Raw genomic sequence first — 15,355 nt, forward strand, 5'->3', positions numbered from 1 at the left:
TTGCTCCGGGGTGCACGCCAGTGCTGAGATTCAGACCCGCGAACTTGACCCGGTTCATGCCGGCGTAAGAAGAGCATTCGCCTTGTCCTGCCGCGCCCCTGCGCCGCTTGCGCAGGCGGGCTTCGGAGCTTCCCTGTACTGGAATCAACGAACGCCCATGAACAACGTCGCCCCGCCGGTCGCGGACCTACTCGAATTCATTGCCCAGGACGGCTGCACCGACGAACAGTTCGATCAGCTTGCGCTGCAGCTTTTCGCCTATCAGTACGGGGCCAGCGCGCCCTATCGCAGCTTCTGCCAGCGTCGCGGCGCGACCGTGCGCAACGTGAAGACGTGGAGCGACATTCCGGCCGTGCCCATCGATGCCTTCAAGGCGATGGAGCTGCGCTGCGAGCCGCCCCGGCCCGATGAGCGCGTGTTCATGACCAGCGGCACGACGCGCGCCGATATGCGCGGGCGCCACTTCCATCCGCATCTGGACGTCTACGACCTGTCCATGACCCGCAATTTCGACAAGCGCGTCATGCAGGGCACGCCTCGCCTGCCGATGGGCATTTTGTTCCCCGATGAAATCGCGATGCCCAATTCGTCGCTGGCGCATTATCTGGCGCTGGCGAAATCCGCCTTTGGCACCGAAGACAGCCGCTATTTCATGTCGCCGCAGGGGATCGACCTGGACGGCCTGTGGCGCCGGCTGGAAGAAGCCGAGCACCGGGGCGAGCCCTATGCTCTGCTGGGCGCCAGCTTCAGTTTCGTGCACGTCATCGATGCGCTGCGCAAGGAAGGCCGCGCGTTCCGCCTGCCGCCCGGGAGCCGCATCCTGGATACCGGCGGCTACAAGGGCCAGTCGCGCGAATTGCCGCTGGACATGTTCTATTCGGAACTGTCGGAACTCCTGGGCGTGCCGCGCGCGCTGTGCATCAACATGTACGGCATGACCGAACTCAGCACGCAGTTCTACGACAACGGCAACGCCGTCGTGCCGTCGGTCAAATCGGGCCCGCACTGGATCCGTTCGCGCCTGGTCGATCCGGCCACCGGCCGCACGGTGCCGGCAGGTGAGCGCGGCATCCTGGCGCATTGCGACCTGGGCAACTTCAACTCGGTCAACACCATCCTGACGGAAGACGTCGGGCAGCCGGCAGACGGCGGCTTCCTGCTGCTGGGCCGCGCCGAAGGCGCGCAGGCTAAAGGCTGCTCGCTGGCGGTGGAAGAATTCATCCGGTCGGCCACGCCATGAAGACCTTTCGCGTCGAGGCGGGATATCTGCCGGGACTTTCCCCGGCCGATGTCCAATGGCAAGTCTTGCCGTTCGAGCAGGACGGCCAGCGCGTCGACGTCGCGGTGCCGGTGTTGACCGCGCTGCAGATGCAGGCGCTTGCCGAGCGCGTCAAACGCGCCAGCGCGCAGCATCTGAAGACCATGACGGTGTCGGAGATCATTGCCGTCATCGACCGCGCCATCGCCCGGCTGCTGGATCCGAACGACCCGTACCGGCGGCAGGCCGACGCGCTGTTGCCGATCGTCAGCGGCTACGACGCCGAGATGGTGCGCCTGGGCCTGACCGGCTTTTTCAAGACGTTTCGTGCGCCGCAACTGCACCGCTTCGTAGCCGAAGATTTCGCCAACCCCAAAGTGCTGGACGGCTTCCAGCCTGCCGCCAAGGGCGGCGCGGTGCGCGCCTATGGCCCGCAACTGCTTGCGCACAGTTGGGCCGGCAACGTGCCCGCGCTGGCGTTGTGGAGCCTGGTCTGCGGCCTGCTGGTGAAGGCCGGCAACATCGGAAAAATGCCCAGCGCCGAGCCATTGTTCGCGGGCTGGTTCGCCCGGTTGCTGGCCGAGGTGCACCCGCCACTGGCCGATTGCCTGGCCGTGGTGTGGTGGCGTGGCGCGGGCGACGAAGACGCGTCCGCGCTCTACGCCCAGGCCGATACGGTCGTGGCCTACGGCGGCAACGAGGCGCTGCACGCCATCCAGCGCCGCCTGCCGGTCACCGCACGCTTTCTGGCGCACGGGCACAAGCTGGGTTTCGGCGTAGTCAGCGCAATGGCGCTGGATGCCCAGAAGGCGCCCGCCCTGGCTCGCCGCGCGGCGTGGGACGTGATGCGCTACGACCAGCAAGGCTGCTATTCGCCGCACGTGTTCTATGTGCAACGCGGCGGCCCGGTCTCGCCGCGCGATTTCGCCGGCTACCTGGCCGGCGAGCTATCGAATCTGCAGCGTCGCTTTCCGCGGCGCGCGCTGGACCTGGAAGAATCGGCCGCCGTGGCGAAATGGCGGCAGTCGATCGAATGGACGCTGACTCCCGACGGCGCGGATGCGTTGATCGGCGACATGGAAACGGCATGGAGCGTGGCCTATGTCGATAAGGCGCCCTCTTTGGCGCCGACCGCTCTGCAGCGCAGCATCACGGTAGCCGGCATCGACGCGCTGGACGACGTGGCGCCGCAGGTGGCGGCCCGCCGCGAATTCCTGCAGACGGCCGGCGTAGCCGCCACGCCGGAAGAACTGTACCGGCTGGCCGAGCAACTGGGCGCGGCAGGCGTGACCCGCGTGAGCGCCATCGGCGCGATGAGCGTGCCCGAGGCCGGCTGGCACCACGATGGCCGCTTCAATCTGCTGGATCTGGTCCGCATGACCGAAATCGAGCAATCCGCCGAAGCCGCCGCCGATCCGTTCGCGTCCTACGAACCATGAGCACCGCTTCGGCCCTGCCTTTTCTGGACATCGAACGGGTGGTCTACACCTATCCTGGCCGGCCGCCCATCGTCGACGGTATCGATTGGCGATTGGAGGTCGGTGGATTCCATTGCCTGGTCGGGCGCAGCGGTTGCGGCAAGACGACTCTGCTGAAGCTGGCCGCCGGACTGCTCACCCCGCAGTCCGGCCACATCCGCCTGTGGGACGGCGCGCCTGCCGCCCCCGGCCCGCAACTGGGCTACGTGTTCCAGGCGCCCACGCTGCTGGAATGGCGCCGCGTCATCGACAACGTGCTGCTGCCGGTGTCGCTGCAACGTCGCCCGTCTTCGGAGGACACCGCGCACGCGCACGAACTGCTGGCGATGCTGGGCCTGTCCGACCATGCCGAGCATTACCCTCGCCAATTGTCCGGCGGCCAGCAAAGCCGGGTGGCGCTGGCGCGGGCGCTGATCCTTGCGCCGGCCCTGCTGCTGTTGGACGAGCCTTTCGCAGCGCTAGACGCGATTACCCGCGGCGAGCTGCAGGACGACCTGATGCGGATGTGCCGCCTGCGCAAGACGACCGTGCTGTTCGTCACGCACGACATCAGTGAAGCCGTCTACCTGGGCGACCGCGTCGCGGTCATGCACCAGGGCCGGATGGTGGCGGACCTGCACGTGGACTTGCCCTCGCCGCGCACGCAGTCCATGCGGCACGGCGCCGCCTTCAATGCGTATTGCGCGCAAGTATTCGCATCCATGAACGGGGCCCGCGCATGAAGCAGGCCCTCAATTCGCGCCTTCTGGCGGTCGCGCTGCTTGTCGTCCTGGTAGGCGCCTGGGAGGCGACCGTGCGGCAGGCGGGCATTTCCGCGCTGGTGCTGCCCGCCCCTTCCGCCGTGGCCAGGACGCTGTGGACCAGCCTTGCTACCGGCTATCTGTGGCCGCACATCGGCGCCACGCTTGCCGAAATGCTGCTGGGGCTGGCGCTGGGCGGCGCGGCCGGCCTGGCGATGGGCGTGGCGCTGGCCGAATCGGCCTTGCTGGACCGCGTGCTCAAGCCCTACGTCATCATCAGCCAGGTCGTGCCCAAGCTGGCGCTGGCGCCGCTGTTCGTGCTGTGGTTCGGCTTCGGCATGGCGCCCACCGTGGTGATGACCGCCCTGATCTGCTTCTTCCCCTTGATGGAAAACACGCTGACCAGCCTGCGGCAGGTGGATCCGAACCGGTTGCAACTGTTCCGCATGCTGGGCGCCTCGCGCGCGCAGACCTTGCTGCGCCTGAAGCTGCCCGCGGGCCTGCCCGGCATCCTGGCGGGGCTGCGCGTGGCGCTGGTGCTGGCGCTGGTCGGCGCCGTGGTGGGCGAATTCATCGGCGCCAGCCGCGGGCTGGGCGCCGTCATCATCGCCGCGCAAGGCATGATGGACACGCCCCTCATGTTCGCGGCGCTGACAGCCATCGCCGCCATCGGGCTGCTGGGCTATCAGGCCACGCTGGTGTTGGAGCGGCGCCTGCTGCGCCCCTACGCCGATCATCCATGACATTTTCCAGGACTCTTCCCATGCTCCCGTCCCCTACCCGCCGCGCGCTGCTGGCCGCGGCCGCGAGCCTCGCCACGGCATCGCTGACGCCGCTGGCCGCGCGCGCCCAAGGCGCCCAGACCGCCCAAGCCGCCACCTCCGGCAAGGTCACGCTGGCCGGCTGGAGCAAGCCCATCAGCGAAATCACCAACCTGCTGGCCGAACCCGACAAGGGCTTTTTCAAGGCGCAGGGCGTGGAACTGGTCTACCTGCCGGGCGCGGGCGGCGGCGACGCCATCCGCAACATCCTCAGCGGCCAGGCCGACGTGGCCTTCACCGATCCCGGCTCGTTCTTCATGGCCCTGGACAAGGGCGAGAAGCTGCGCGCCATCTACGACATTTATCCGCAGAACGTCTTCAACGTGGTGTCGCTGAAGTCGGCCGGCATCACGCGGCCGGCGGACCTGAAGGGCAAGCGCATCGGCGTCTACAGCCTGGCCAGCGGCACGCGCCAGAACCTGCTGGTGCTGCTGCACCAGGCCGGCCTGACCGAAGCCGACGTTGAAATCGTGGTGACGGGCGTGCTGAACTTCGCGCCGCTGCTGCAAGGCCAGGTCGACGCCACCGCGGCCACCGACACCGGGCTGCTCGTGGGGCGCCGGCGCGGCCTGGGCGACGTCAACGTGATGAACGTCGCCGACACCCTCAACGTGTCCAGCGACCTGTTCGTGGTGCGTGAGCAGGTCCTCCAACAGAAGCAGCCGCTGCTGCGGGCGTTCCTGAAGGCCTACCGCGACAGCGCCGCATGGATGATCGCCCAGCCGGAGGAAGCCGCCACGCTGGCGGGCAAGCGCGCCATCGACGGCACCGACCGCGCCATCAACCTGGAAGTGATCCGGCTGCGCAATGCCGCGTCGATCGCCGCCGACGGCCGGCCGCTGGGCACGCTGGATCTGGACCTGCTGCAAAAGGCGGCCGATGCCTATCACGCGCTGGGCCTGATCCAGCACCGCATCGACGTGTCCGCCTCCGTCGACGCCAGCCTGCTGCCGGCGGCCTGACATGAGCGCCGCCCTGAAGTTCACAGGCAAGGTAGTGCTGGTGACCGGCGCCAGCCGCGGCATCGGCGCCGAGATCGCGCGCGGCTTTGCGCGGGAAGGCGCGACGGTGGTCGTCAACTACCTGAGCAATGCCGAGGCGGCCGAGGCCGTGGTGGCGCAATGCCAGGCCGCCGGCGGCGACGCCTGGGCCGTGCAGGCCGATGTCGGCTCGCCGGAGGCGGTGCGCGCCATGGTGGACGGCATCGTGCAGGACGCGGGCCGGCTGGATGTCGTGGTCAACAACGCCTTGCGGCATTACGCGTTCGATCCCCGGCAGCGCACCGCGTTCGGCGACATCGCCTGGCAGGACTACCAATCGCAATTCGACGGCGCGGTCGGCGCGGCATTCAACGTCTGCCGCGCCGCACTGCCGCATTTCAAGCAGCGCGCGCAAGGCACCATCGTCAACATCGCCAGCAACCTGGTCGATCATCCGGTGGTGCCGTATCACGACTACACCACCGCCAAGGCGGCATTGGTGGCGTTCAGCCGCAATCTGGCCACCGAGCTGGGCCCCTACGGGATTCGGGTGAACTGCGTCGCCCCCGGCCTGGTCTACCCGACCCAGGCCAGCGGCAGCACCCAGGAGTCGTTCCGCGAACAACTGATCGACGCCACGCCGCTCAGGCGCATCGCCCGGCCGGAGGACGTCGCCGGCCCCGTGCTGTTCCTGGCGTCCGACTGGAGTGGTTTCATGACCGGCCAAGTGCTGTTCGTGGACGGCGGACTGGTGATGCGCTAGAGTGGGTAGCCCCCTGGTTCGCCGCAGCCCAACGGAGTCGCAACATGCGCGTCCGAGCACGAATCCTCCATTGCCTGTTCGGACTGATGCTTGGCCTGCCGGGCCTGGCAAGCGCGCAAACTGCCTCGCCGCCCGCCGCGCCCGCCCCTGCGCCGCCAGAGGCCATCCAGATGGCGGATATTCCGCTGCGGGCGGACACCGACCTGCGGTACGCCGAAGGCGTGCTGCAGCGCGCGACGGCGGCCGATCCCGGTGCGGCGTTCTCGCCCGCGCTCGCCACCATCGCCAAGTCCGTCGACGAAAAACTCTATGAATTCCAGCCAGCCCAGCTGCGCACCCTGCCTATCATGCGGGTGGAAAGCCTGGAGCGGCATTGGCTTTTCGATGCCCACCGGCTGGCGCGCTGGCAATCCGACCTGCGTCAGGCGACATCCTGGTACGCCAGTGACGCGGCGGAGTTGTTTCGGCGGCGCGCCGCCTGGCAGGCCATCAAGGACGCTGCGGATGCGGCCAGCCTGCCGCCCGCGCTGACCGACCGCATGAATGCGGTGCTGGCGCAGTTGAACGCGGCCGGACAGGCCTTGTCCGGCCCCCTGTCCCAGCAGGCCGAACTGGAACAACGCGCCAACGCCATCGAAGAACGGATCAAGACCGGCCAGCGATCCGTGACCGAGGCCATCGATTACATCGACGCCCGTCTGATGCGCGTGGATTCGCCGCCATTGTGGGCCCTGGCCCGCACGCCGGATTCGGGCAAGGACACCATGGCCCTGCTGCGGACCGGGCTGGACATCGAGGTGCGCTTCGCACGCGACTACAACGCGGCCGACAGCGGCAACCAGCGCGCGCTGCGCGTGTTGCAGCTGGTGCTCTTGCCGCTGCTGCTGTGGCTGGCCAGGAAGAGCCGCGACGCGATCCGGGCGGGCGTGATGAGCGAGACCGCGGCCGGCGTGCTGGGCCGGCCCCTGTCGACATGGCTGCTGCTGTCCATGCTGGGCGTCCTGGCGCTGGAGCCGGACGCCCCCTTGATGGTGCAGCAGGTCGCGCTGGTGCTGGCTGCCGTGCCGGTGCTGCGCTTGCTGCCGCCGTCGGCCCGGCGGCAGATGGATCAGTGGCCCCACGTGATCACCGGCCTGTTCCTGGCCGAACGGTTGGGGTTCCTGTTCCTGGCCAACACGCTGTTCTACCGGCTTTCGACCGTGGCGCTGACCGCCGTCGCGCTAGCCGCCATCCTGTGGCTGATGCGCCGCGGCCACAAGGCGGTGCCCATCGCCCCGACGCGGCAGATGCGCGCCTTGCGGGCCATCGCCTGGGGCGCCGCGACGCTGCTGTGCGTATCGCTTGCCGCCAACCTGTTCGGCAATGTGTCGTTGGCCGAAATGCTGACCAGCGCCGTCATCGGCAGCGGCTACTTCGGACTGGTGCTGTACGCGGGCGTAACGGTCATCACCACCTTGCTGCAACTGCTGCTGGCGCGCCAGGGCATCTCCCGCTTCCGGCTGGCGCGCGAACATGCCCCGCCGCTAGTGCAGTTGCTGATCCGCCTGCTGACCGCCGCAGCCGCTTTAGGTTGGGTGGTCTACGCCATGGACCGCTTCCGGGTGCTGCGCTCGACCTACGCTTTCGTCGCGGAACTGCTGTCCTATACGCTGGCCGTCGGGACGATCTCGATCAGCCTGGGCAACGTGCTGGTGTTCCTGGTGTCGGTAGTGATCGCGTTCTGGGCCGCGCGCACCATCCGCCTGATCCTGCACGACGAGGTGCTGACCCGCATGGCGCTGCCCCGGGGCGTGGGCAACAGCATCGCGTCGCTGACGTACTACCTGGTGCTGCTGCTGGGCCTGGGCATCGCGCTGTCGGCGGCAGGCTTCCAGACCAGCCAACTGACCATCGTGTTCGGCGCGCTGGGCGTGGGCATCGGCTTCGGCCTGCAGAACGTGGTGAACAATTTCGTGTCAGGCCTGATCCTGATGTTCGAACGCCCGATACAGCCGGGCGACGTCGTGGACATCAGCGGCACGTCGGGCCAAGTGCGCGAGATCGGGATGCGGGCCACGCGGATCAAGACTTTCGAAGGCGCCGACGTGATCGTCCCCAACGGCACGCTGCTGTCCGAAAAGCTGACGAACTGGACCATGCTGGACCGCAGCCGCCGCATCGAAATCAGCGTCGGGCTGGCGTACGGCACCGACCCTGCGCAGGTGATCGCATTGCTGGACGGTGTGGCGCGGCAGACGCCCGGCATCGTGGCCGACCCGGCGCCCGTGGTGCTGTTCATGGGATTCGGCGCCAGCACGCTGGACTTCAGCCTGCGCGCCTGGACCACCGATTTCGACCGCTGGATCGACATCCGCAGCGCCATGCTGACGGGCATGTACGCGGCGCTGAAGCAGGCCGGGATCGAGATCCCGTTCCCGCAGCGCGACCTGCATTTGCGCAGCATTTCGGACGAAGCCGGCGCCATCCTGGCGGCCCGGCCGCCCCAAGCGGCCACCGGCCCGGGCTGAACCGGGGCGTCGCGGCTTATGCCGGCATCGCCTCTTTCACCAGCTCCACCCAATAGTGCGCGCCCAGGGGCAGGATGTCGTCGTTGAAGTCGTAGTACGGGTTATGCACAGGCGGATTGTCCTGCCCCGGGCGCGCCGCGCCCACGAACACATACGCGCCCGGACGCTGCTCGAGCATGTACGCGAAATCTTCCGAGCCCATCCGCGGCGTGCAGGCCGTGTCCACCCGTTCCGCGCCCACCACCCGCGCGGCCGCCCGGGCGGCCAATTGCACTTCGGCCTCGGTGTTGACGCATGCCGGATAGCCGCGGAACACCTGCACGTCGATCGACGTGCCCGAGGTCATGGCCACGCCGGCGCACACCTCGCGCAACCGCCGTTCGGCCAGGTCGCGCGTGGCGGCGGTCAGCGTGCGGCAGCTGCCGCGCAGCAACACGCTGTTGGGCACGACGTTCCAGGTATCGCCGGCATGGATCTGCGTAAGGCTGAGCGCCAATGCATCAGTGGGCTTCACGTTCCGGCTGACGATGGTTTGCATGGCACAAACCACCTGCGCCGCCGCCACGATGGGGTCGACGCCATGTTCGGGCTGCGCCGCGTGGCAGCCCTTGCCCGTCACCGTGATCTCGTAGGTGTCGCAGTTGGCCATCACGGTGCCCACGCGGGTCGCCACCGTCCCGAAGGGCAAGTTGGGCGAATTGTGCAGCGCAAAGACGGCATCGCACGGGAACTGGTCGAAGAGTCCGTCGCGCACCATCGCCAGGCCGCCGCCCGCGTGCTCTTCGGCAGGTTGAAAGATGAAATGCAGCGTGCCGCGCCAACCCGGGTCGCCGGCCAGATGATGGGCCGCGCCCAGCAGCATGGCGGTGTGGCCGTCGTGGCCGCAGCCATGCATCTTGCCGGCGATGGTCGAACGGTGCGAGGCGTCGCCCAGCTCTTGCATGTCCAGCGCGTCCATATCGGCGCGCAGCCCGATCACCGGCCCCTCGCCCCGCGTCATCGTGCCCACCACGCCGGTCTGGCCCAACCCGCGGTGCACGACGGCGCCGGCGCGGGCCAGTTCGCGGGCCACCAGGTCGGCCGTGCGGAATTCGCAGAAGGCGGTTTCAGGATGCGCGTGCAGGTCGCGCCGCCATTCGCGCATTTGACGCAGCAGGTCGGCGTTGACGGGCGATTCGACGATGGCCATGGGGCGGGGTCTCCGTAAAGCGGCTTGGGGGAAATACGGCTATCGACTATAGACAGGCGCGGGTACAAAGCCGATAGCAATGATCAAGTCTTATCGATGCGGTTTTTGCAACGATCCAACCTCACGCCAAGACCGCGGCAAGGAAGCCCTGATGGATGATGTCCTGGAGTTCAAGCGGACGCTGTGTCTGCTGCAAGTCATCGAGACCGGCACGTTGCGCGCCGCGGCCGACCAGTTGAATACCGATCCGTCGGCCATCAGCCGCGCCATTGCCCGGCTGGAGGCGGACACGGGGCTGACCTTGCTGGAGCGCCGCGGCCGCGGCGTGGTGCCTACCGATGCGGGGCGTCTGGTGGCGCTGTTCGCGCGGCGGCAGCAAGACCTGAACGAGTCCTTCCAGGCCGAGGTCAACAACCTGAAGAGCGCCACCCGCGGCCACGTCGAGCTGGCGTTGGGCGAAGGATTCGTCGACATGCTGTGGGAACCCGTCCTACTTTCTTTCGTACGCGAGCATCCCGACATCACCTACAGCATCCACGTCGCTGGCACCAATGAAACCGTGCGCTGCATCGTGGAGGAACGCGCGCAGATCGCCCTGGCCTTCCAGCCGCCCAACGATGTGCGGTTGCGCTCGCACTATTCCCGCGCCGCGCCGATGCGCGTGCACGTGCACAAAGACCACCCGCTGGCGCGCGCGCGCCGCCCTCTGCGGCTGGCGGATCTGGCGCCTCACGGCTGGGCGGCGATGGATGAATCGTTCGGCGTTCGCCAGCACATCCAGGCGGCGGAGCTGGACGAGAACGTCAAGCTCAAGCCCGCGTTGCTGACCAATTCATTCAAGATCCTGTGGGAGTTCGCCAGCCAGGGGCTGGGCTATGTCGTGAACCCGCTGTCCATGCCGCTGAAAGGCGCGCAGTTCCGCCAGATGGTGTCGCTGCCGCTGGCCAACCCGATCCTGAACAACAGCCGCACGCACGTCATCAGCCTGGCCGGCCGGCACCTGCCGCCCGCAACCGCCAGCATGCTGCGCCACATTCTGAAGACCTTTCCCGCCCTGGAGCCCCGGCGCGCCTGAACCGTCTGCGCGTTGGCCGTGCGCGCCCGAGCCGGCCGCGCGAGCAAACTGCCCCGACGCCAGCGGCGCGCATCGTTGCGGAATTCACAATGATCCGAGCGGCCGCTCGACATTGATGCGGACAAACGCCGCTGCCTAGACTGCGTGAGGCAGTCCGGGAACCCGGCTGCCTCTACAACAGCAATGACAAGGGAGAAGCAGCATGCGTTGGAACCTACCGGCCCGGGCGGCCGCCATTTTCCTGGCGGCCTGCGCCGCCGCCCCGTTGGCGCAGGCCGCGGACTATCCCGGCGACAAACCCCTGAGCCTGATCGTGCCCTATCCGGCCGGCGGCGCCAGCGACGCCTCGGCGCGGCAGTTCGGCGTGCACATCGCCCATGCGCTCAAGCAGCAGGTCGTCGTCGAAAACGTGGGCGGCGGCGCGGGCATGCTGGGCGCGCGCCGTGTGCTGACGAGCGCGCCCGACGGCTATACCTTCCTGCACGGGTCGGCCAACGAAGTCATCCTCAGCCCGTTCCTGAATACCGCGGCCCGCTACACGCCCGAAGACTTCCGCCTGACCCAGCCCATCAGCGAAGCCACCATCGTGCTGCTGGCGCGCGCCGACTTGCCTGTATCGAACGTCGACGATTTCATCGCCTACGCCAAGCGGCCGGGCGCCAAGCCCCTGACCTTCGGCAGCGTCGGGGTAGGCTCCCTGTACCACATCATGACCGAGTACCTGGGCCGGCGGGTGGGCGCGGAATTCCTGCACGTGCCGTATCGCGGCGCGGCGCCCGCCTTGCAGGACCTGATCGGCCGCCAGGTCGATTTCGCCGTCCTGCCCTATCAGCAGGCCATGGAAGGCATGGCGGCGCAGCAGCAGTTGAAGATCCTGACCACTTTTTCCGACGTCTTGCCCGCGCCGCTGGCCAAGCTGCCGCTGATTTCGCAAAGCAGGACCATTCCGGACTTCGTCTACACGATCGCCGGCGGCTACTACGTGCGGCAAGACACGCCGGCGCCTGCCGTGGACACCTTGCGCCGCGCGGTAGGGTATGCGCTGGAACAGCCCGACTTGCGCGAACGGATGGAAGCCGAAGGGCGGTTGCTGCTGCGGCCGATGAGCCAACAGGATGCCGACGCCTACGCGGTGGCGCAGGTGGCCAAATACCGGCAAATGATCGATGCGCTGGGGCTCAAGCCGATGTAGGCATCGGCACCGTCAGCCCGTGCTTCACCCGGTTCATGACCACCAGGGTGGAGAAGCGCTTGACGTTGGGGTTGCCCCAGAAGTGGCGCTGGGCGAAGACCTCGTATTCACCCATGTCGGACATCGTCAGCGTCAGCACGAAATCGACCTCGCCCGTGACCGACAGGCACTGCATGATCTCGGGCGCGCCCGCCATCGCGCGCTTGAACTGGTCCAGCTTGTCGGCGCGCTCGCTCTCCAGCGACACCAGCACCACCATCATGATCCCCCGCCCGACGGCGGCGGGATCCACCACCGACACGTCGGCCGTGACCACGCCGGCTTCGCGCAGGCGCTTCATGCGGCGCAGGCAGGACACCGGCGACAGGTTCACGCGCGCGGCGACGTCCTGGCTCGTGCGCTGGTTGTCTTCCTGCAGGCTTTGCAGGATCTGGAGGTCGAAATCGTCTAGTTCCATGGGGGCTCGGAACGCGTGGGTATCTGGCCGGATACGGCTATGCGCCAGATTCTAATCCTGCCCGCGACGGAATCCGGCCCCATTTCGACGGGAAACTTCATTTCCACCCCTCGTGACGCAGGAAATATTCAGGCGGCTTGCTTACACTGAGAGCCTGCCACCCGCCACGCGGGATTTCCAGCCGTATCCCGCAATGCCCTCACTCCAGCTTTTCCTGCTTTTCCTCGCCGCCGATGCGGCGCTCAAGCTCACGCCCGGCCCCGACATGGCGCTGACCCTGTCCCGCGGCATGACGCAGGGATTCCGCCCCGCTTTCCATAGCGTGCTGGGCAACGTGGCGGCCGGCTTCATCCAGGTGCCGGCCGTGGTGCTGGGCCTGGCGTCCGTGCTGCGGGCCTTCCCGGCGCTGTTCGTGGGCATCAAGGCGGCGGGCGGTCTGTACCTGGGCTACCTGGGCGTCAAGGCGATCATCCGCTGCGCGCAATCGGCCGACGTGTCGCTGAGCGCCCGGCCCGGCGACGCCCGCGACGCCTTCTGGCAAGGCTTCATCACGAATCTGCTGAATCCGAAGGTGCTGCTGTTCATGATCGCCTTCCTGCCGCAATTCACCACGCCGGAAAACGGGCCGGTCTGGGTCCAGATGCTGGTGCTGGGCATCACGATGAAGGTGCTGAGCCTGCCCTACGGCAGCTGCTTCGCGTTCGGCGCGTCGCGGATCCGCGGCTGGGTCGGGCGCAATCCGTGGTTCCTGCGGGCGCAGCAAGGGCTGCTGGGCGCCATCATGGTCGGCCTGGCCCTGTATGTGCTTTACTCCACCGCCGTGAATCCTGGCCCGTGATGGCTGGACAAGGCCCTTTTTGATTTTGCGCACCGCCCCAACGCTTTGAGCTTCACCCCACCACCATGACCGCCGCCACCTTGAACACCGGGCAAAACGCCTCGGCCTCCACCCTGCTCCCCACCCTGTCGCTGATCGGCGCCATGGCTTCGCTGTGCATTGGCACCTCGTTCGCCAAGTCGCTGTTTCCCGCAGTGGGCGCGCAGGGCACGACCGCCTACCGCATTGTCATCGGCGCCATCATCCTGATCGCGTTCTGGCGGCCGTGGCGCTTTCCGCTGACCAAAAAGAACGCGGCCAAGATCGCCCTGTACGGCGTCACGCTGGCCTGCATGAACCTGCTGTTCTACATGGCGCTGCGCACGCTGCCGCTGGGGGTGGCGATCGCCATTGAATTCACCGGGCCGCTGACCTTGGCCGTGGTGCTGTCACGGCGCGCGATCGACTTCGTCTGGATCGCGTGTGCGCTGGCCGGACTGGTACTGCTGATCCCCACCGGCCAATCCATCCATGACCTGGATCCGACGGGCATCGCCTACGCGCTGGGCGCCGCGGTCTGCTGGGCGGCCTACATCATCTTCGGCAAGATGGCGGGTAATGTTCATGGCGGGCAGGCGACGTCGCTGGGCCTGCTGGCCGCCACGATGGTGGCGCTGCCGGTGGGCGCAGCCCATGCGGGCATGGCCTTGCTGGACCCCAAGCTGATCCTGGCCGGCATCGGGGTCGGCATCCTGTCCAGCGCCCTGCCCTATTCGCTGGAGATGGTGGCGCTGCGCCGGCTGCCGCAAAAGACCTTCGGCGTGCTGCTCAGCATGGAGCCCGCGATGGGTGCGCTGGCCGGGGTGATCGTGCTGAACGAACACCTGACCCAGACGCAATGGCTGGCCATCTGCGGGATCATCCTGGCATCCGCCGGCTGCGCGGCGACGGCGCAACGCAGCCGCAAGGCCCAGGTGCCGGCGCCCGACTAAGGCGTGCGCCGTCAGTCGGCCGATATGCCCTTGTGGCGGATCACCGCGCCCCAGCGGTCGCGTTCGTCACGCGCATAGTTGAAGAATGCATCCGGCGTGCTGCCGGCGGGTTCCATGCCTTGCAACGTCAATTGCTTGACCACCTCCGGCGACTGCAGCGCCGCCACGATGGCGCGGCTTAGTTTTTCCACGATAGGCTTGGGCGTGCGGGCCGGGGCCACCACGCCCTGCCAGGCCGCGGCTTCCAAGGGGTAGGCGCCGGCTTCGCCGAAGGTCGGCACGTCGGGCAGCAACGCCGAGCGCTGCGCGGCCGGCACGGCGATGGCGCGCAGCTTGCCCGCCTGGATCAATGGCCGGGCGGCGGCCAGGTCGGCCATCATCAGGGGCACGACGCCCGAGGCCACATCCTGCAAGGCGGGCGGCGTGCCCTTGTACGGGATGGCCGTGGCCTGCCCGCCGAAGGTCTGCAGGAACAATTCCATGGCCAGATGGTGCGGGCTGCCCACGCCTAGCGAAGCGTAGCTGGCCTGCTTGGCGCTGCGCAGATACATCATGACGTCGGTCATGGTGGTCAGGTCGGATGCCGGCGACGCCACCAGGACGATGGGCAGGTTCACCAGCGTGGACACCATCGACAGGTTACGGAACGGATCGTAAGGCAGGCTTTTGTACAAGGACGGGTTCAGCGCCAGCGTGCTCATGCCTGCCGTCATCAGGGTGTAGCCGTCCGGCGCGGCGCGGGCGGTTTCCTGCGCGGCAACGATGGTGGCGGCGCCGGGGCGGTTCTCGACCACCACCGTCTGGCCAAGCGTATCGCCCACGTGCTTGGCCACGATGCGCGTGGCAAGGTCGCTGCCGCCGCCAGGGCTGAACGGCACCAGCCAGCGGATCGGGTGGTCTGGATATTCCGCCGCCCCCGCGGTAGCGGCAAACGCGGCGGCGGCCGACAACGCCGCCGCCAGCAACGCGCGGCGAAGGTTGCTAGTGCTCATGACCTGGTCTCCTCGGATGGCATTCGAATGCCTTTATTCGTTAACATATTAATTATATTTACAGCGAGCCGCCCGTCTCGGCAACTCGGGAAAA

At 67.6% G+C, this 15,355-nt stretch carries 14 protein-coding genes and 1 riboswitch; of the genes, 11 read left to right on the forward strand and 3 right to left on the reverse strand.

The window, feature by feature from the left end; all coding sequences use genetic code 11:
• Positions 1-88, forward strand: a riboswitch (TPP riboswitch).
• Positions 89-157: 69 nt separating this feature from the next.
• The 7 genes from ACO6D5_RS02010 to ACO6D5_RS02040 are packed head-to-tail and all read left to right on the forward strand — an operon-like array spanning position 158 to position 8,547.
• Complete coding sequence (locus ACO6D5_RS02010) at positions 158-1,240, forward strand: LuxE/PaaK family acyltransferase (protein WP_315527015.1); 1,083 nt, start codon at positions 158-160, stop codon at positions 1,238-1,240.
• Positions 1,237-2,697 (forward strand): acyl-CoA reductase, encoded by a 1,461-nt coding sequence (locus ACO6D5_RS02015; RefSeq protein ID WP_485824497.1) that lies wholly within the window; start codon positions 1,237-1,239, stop codon positions 2,695-2,697. The genes ACO6D5_RS02010 and ACO6D5_RS02015 overlap by 4 nt, the downstream gene beginning before the upstream one ends.
• On the forward strand, positions 2,694-3,458 hold the full coding sequence (locus tag ACO6D5_RS02020; RefSeq protein ID WP_485824498.1) for an ABC transporter ATP-binding protein: 765 nt from the start codon (positions 2,694-2,696) through the stop codon (positions 3,456-3,458). Before ACO6D5_RS02015 ends, ACO6D5_RS02020 begins: the two co-directional genes overlap by 4 nt.
• On the forward strand, positions 3,455-4,219 hold the full coding sequence (locus ACO6D5_RS02025) for an ABC transporter permease (RefSeq protein WP_485824499.1): 765 nt from the start codon (positions 3,455-3,457) through the stop codon (positions 4,217-4,219). Before ACO6D5_RS02020 ends, ACO6D5_RS02025 begins: the two co-directional genes overlap by 4 nt.
• A 20-nt stretch (positions 4,220-4,239) precedes the next feature.
• Positions 4,240-5,259, forward strand: coding sequence for an ABC transporter substrate-binding protein (locus ACO6D5_RS02030; RefSeq protein WP_485824500.1), 1,020 nt, complete (start codon positions 4,240-4,242; stop codon positions 5,257-5,259).
• 1 nt (position 5,260) lies between these two features.
• Positions 5,261-6,040 (forward strand): 3-oxoacyl-ACP reductase, encoded by a 780-nt coding sequence (locus tag ACO6D5_RS02035; RefSeq protein ID WP_485824501.1) that lies wholly within the window; start codon positions 5,261-5,263, stop codon positions 6,038-6,040.
• 44 nt (positions 6,041-6,084) lie between these two features.
• Entirely contained in the window at positions 6,085-8,547 is a 2,463-nt protein-coding gene (locus ACO6D5_RS02040) for a mechanosensitive ion channel family protein (protein ID WP_485824502.1), read from the forward strand.
• Between the two features lie 16 nt (positions 8,548-8,563).
• On the opposite strand, the gene ACO6D5_RS02045 is transcribed toward ACO6D5_RS02040, so the two are convergent.
• Positions 8,564-9,736, reverse strand: a complete 1,173-nt coding sequence (locus ACO6D5_RS02045; protein ID WP_315527026.1) for a M20 aminoacylase family protein — start codon at positions 9,734-9,736, stop codon at positions 8,564-8,566.
• Between the two features lie 151 nt (positions 9,737-9,887).
• Between ACO6D5_RS02045 and ACO6D5_RS02050 the strand changes: the two genes are divergently transcribed.
• A complete protein-coding gene (locus ACO6D5_RS02050) occupies positions 9,888-10,811 on the forward strand; it encodes a LysR family transcriptional regulator (protein WP_485824503.1) in 924 nt (307 codons plus the stop codon).
• Positions 10,812-11,013: 202 nt separating this feature from the next.
• Positions 11,014-12,003, forward strand: a complete 990-nt coding sequence (locus tag ACO6D5_RS02055) for a Bug family tripartite tricarboxylate transporter substrate binding protein (RefSeq protein WP_485824504.1) — start codon at positions 11,014-11,016, stop codon at positions 12,001-12,003.
• On the opposite strand, the gene ACO6D5_RS02060 is transcribed toward ACO6D5_RS02055, so the two are convergent.
• A complete protein-coding gene (locus ACO6D5_RS02060; protein WP_315527030.1) occupies positions 11,990-12,460 on the reverse strand; it encodes an Lrp/AsnC ligand binding domain-containing protein in 471 nt (156 codons plus the stop codon). The two genes, ACO6D5_RS02055 and ACO6D5_RS02060, sit on opposite strands and share 14 nt — an antisense overlap.
• A 193-nt stretch (positions 12,461-12,653) precedes the next feature.
• On the opposite strand from ACO6D5_RS02060, the gene ACO6D5_RS02065 reads away from it, so the two are divergent.
• Together ACO6D5_RS02065 and ACO6D5_RS02070 are read left to right on the forward strand one after the other, a co-directional pair.
• Positions 12,654-13,298, forward strand: coding sequence for a LysE family transporter (locus ACO6D5_RS02065; RefSeq protein ID WP_315527031.1), 645 nt, complete (start codon positions 12,654-12,656; stop codon positions 13,296-13,298).
• 65 nt (positions 13,299-13,363) lie between these two features.
• Positions 13,364-14,269 carry an EamA family transporter gene (locus ACO6D5_RS02070; RefSeq protein WP_315527032.1) on the forward strand — a complete coding sequence of 302 codons (906 nt, stop codon included), beginning with the start codon at positions 13,364-13,366 and terminating at the stop codon, positions 14,267-14,269.
• A gap of 11 nt (positions 14,270-14,280) precedes the next feature.
• On the opposite strand, the gene ACO6D5_RS02075 is transcribed toward ACO6D5_RS02070, so the two are convergent.
• Entirely contained in the window at positions 14,281-15,261 is a 981-nt protein-coding gene (locus tag ACO6D5_RS02075) for a Bug family tripartite tricarboxylate transporter substrate binding protein (protein WP_485824505.1), read from the reverse strand.
• Positions 15,262-15,355 lie beyond the last annotated feature (94 nt).

It is taken from the genome of Achromobacter sp. (genome assembly GCF_057314935.1).

What these genes read in the sequence shown, in the direction of transcription:
- ACO6D5_RS02010 (WP_315527015.1), top strand. Translation starts at nt 158, where the DNA reads ATGAACAACGTCGCCCCGCCGGTCGCGGACCTACTCGAATTCATTGCC.
- ACO6D5_RS02015 (WP_485824497.1), top strand. Translation starts at nt 1,237, where the DNA reads ATGAAGACCTTTCGCGTCGAGGCGGGATATCTGCCGGGACTTTCCCCG.
- ACO6D5_RS02020 (WP_485824498.1), top strand. Translation starts at nt 2,694, where the DNA reads ATGAGCACCGCTTCGGCCCTGCCTTTTCTGGACATCGAACGGGTGGTC.
- ACO6D5_RS02025 (WP_485824499.1), top strand. Translation starts at nt 3,455, where the DNA reads ATGAAGCAGGCCCTCAATTCGCGCCTTCTGGCGGTCGCGCTGCTTGTC.
- ACO6D5_RS02030 (WP_485824500.1), top strand. Translation starts at nt 4,240, where the DNA reads ATGCTCCCGTCCCCTACCCGCCGCGCGCTGCTGGCCGCGGCCGCGAGC.
- ACO6D5_RS02035 (WP_485824501.1), top strand. Translation starts at nt 5,261, where the DNA reads ATGAGCGCCGCCCTGAAGTTCACAGGCAAGGTAGTGCTGGTGACCGGC.
- ACO6D5_RS02040 (WP_485824502.1), top strand. Translation starts at nt 6,085, where the DNA reads ATGCGCGTCCGAGCACGAATCCTCCATTGCCTGTTCGGACTGATGCTT.
- ACO6D5_RS02045 (WP_315527026.1), bottom strand. Translation starts at nt 9,736, where the DNA reads ATGGCCATCGTCGAATCGCCCGTCAACGCCGACCTGCTGCGTCAAATG.
- ACO6D5_RS02050 (WP_485824503.1), top strand. Translation starts at nt 9,888, where the DNA reads ATGGATGATGTCCTGGAGTTCAAGCGGACGCTGTGTCTGCTGCAAGTC.
- ACO6D5_RS02055 (WP_485824504.1), top strand. Translation starts at nt 11,014, where the DNA reads ATGCGTTGGAACCTACCGGCCCGGGCGGCCGCCATTTTCCTGGCGGCC.
- ACO6D5_RS02060 (WP_315527030.1), bottom strand. Translation starts at nt 12,460, where the DNA reads ATGGAACTAGACGATTTCGACCTCCAGATCCTGCAAAGCCTGCAGGAA.
- ACO6D5_RS02065 (WP_315527031.1), top strand. Translation starts at nt 12,654, where the DNA reads ATGCCCTCACTCCAGCTTTTCCTGCTTTTCCTCGCCGCCGATGCGGCG.
- ACO6D5_RS02070 (WP_315527032.1), top strand. Translation starts at nt 13,364, where the DNA reads ATGACCGCCGCCACCTTGAACACCGGGCAAAACGCCTCGGCCTCCACC.
- ACO6D5_RS02075 (WP_485824505.1), bottom strand. Translation starts at nt 15,261, where the DNA reads ATGAGCACTAGCAACCTTCGCCGCGCGTTGCTGGCGGCGGCGTTGTCG.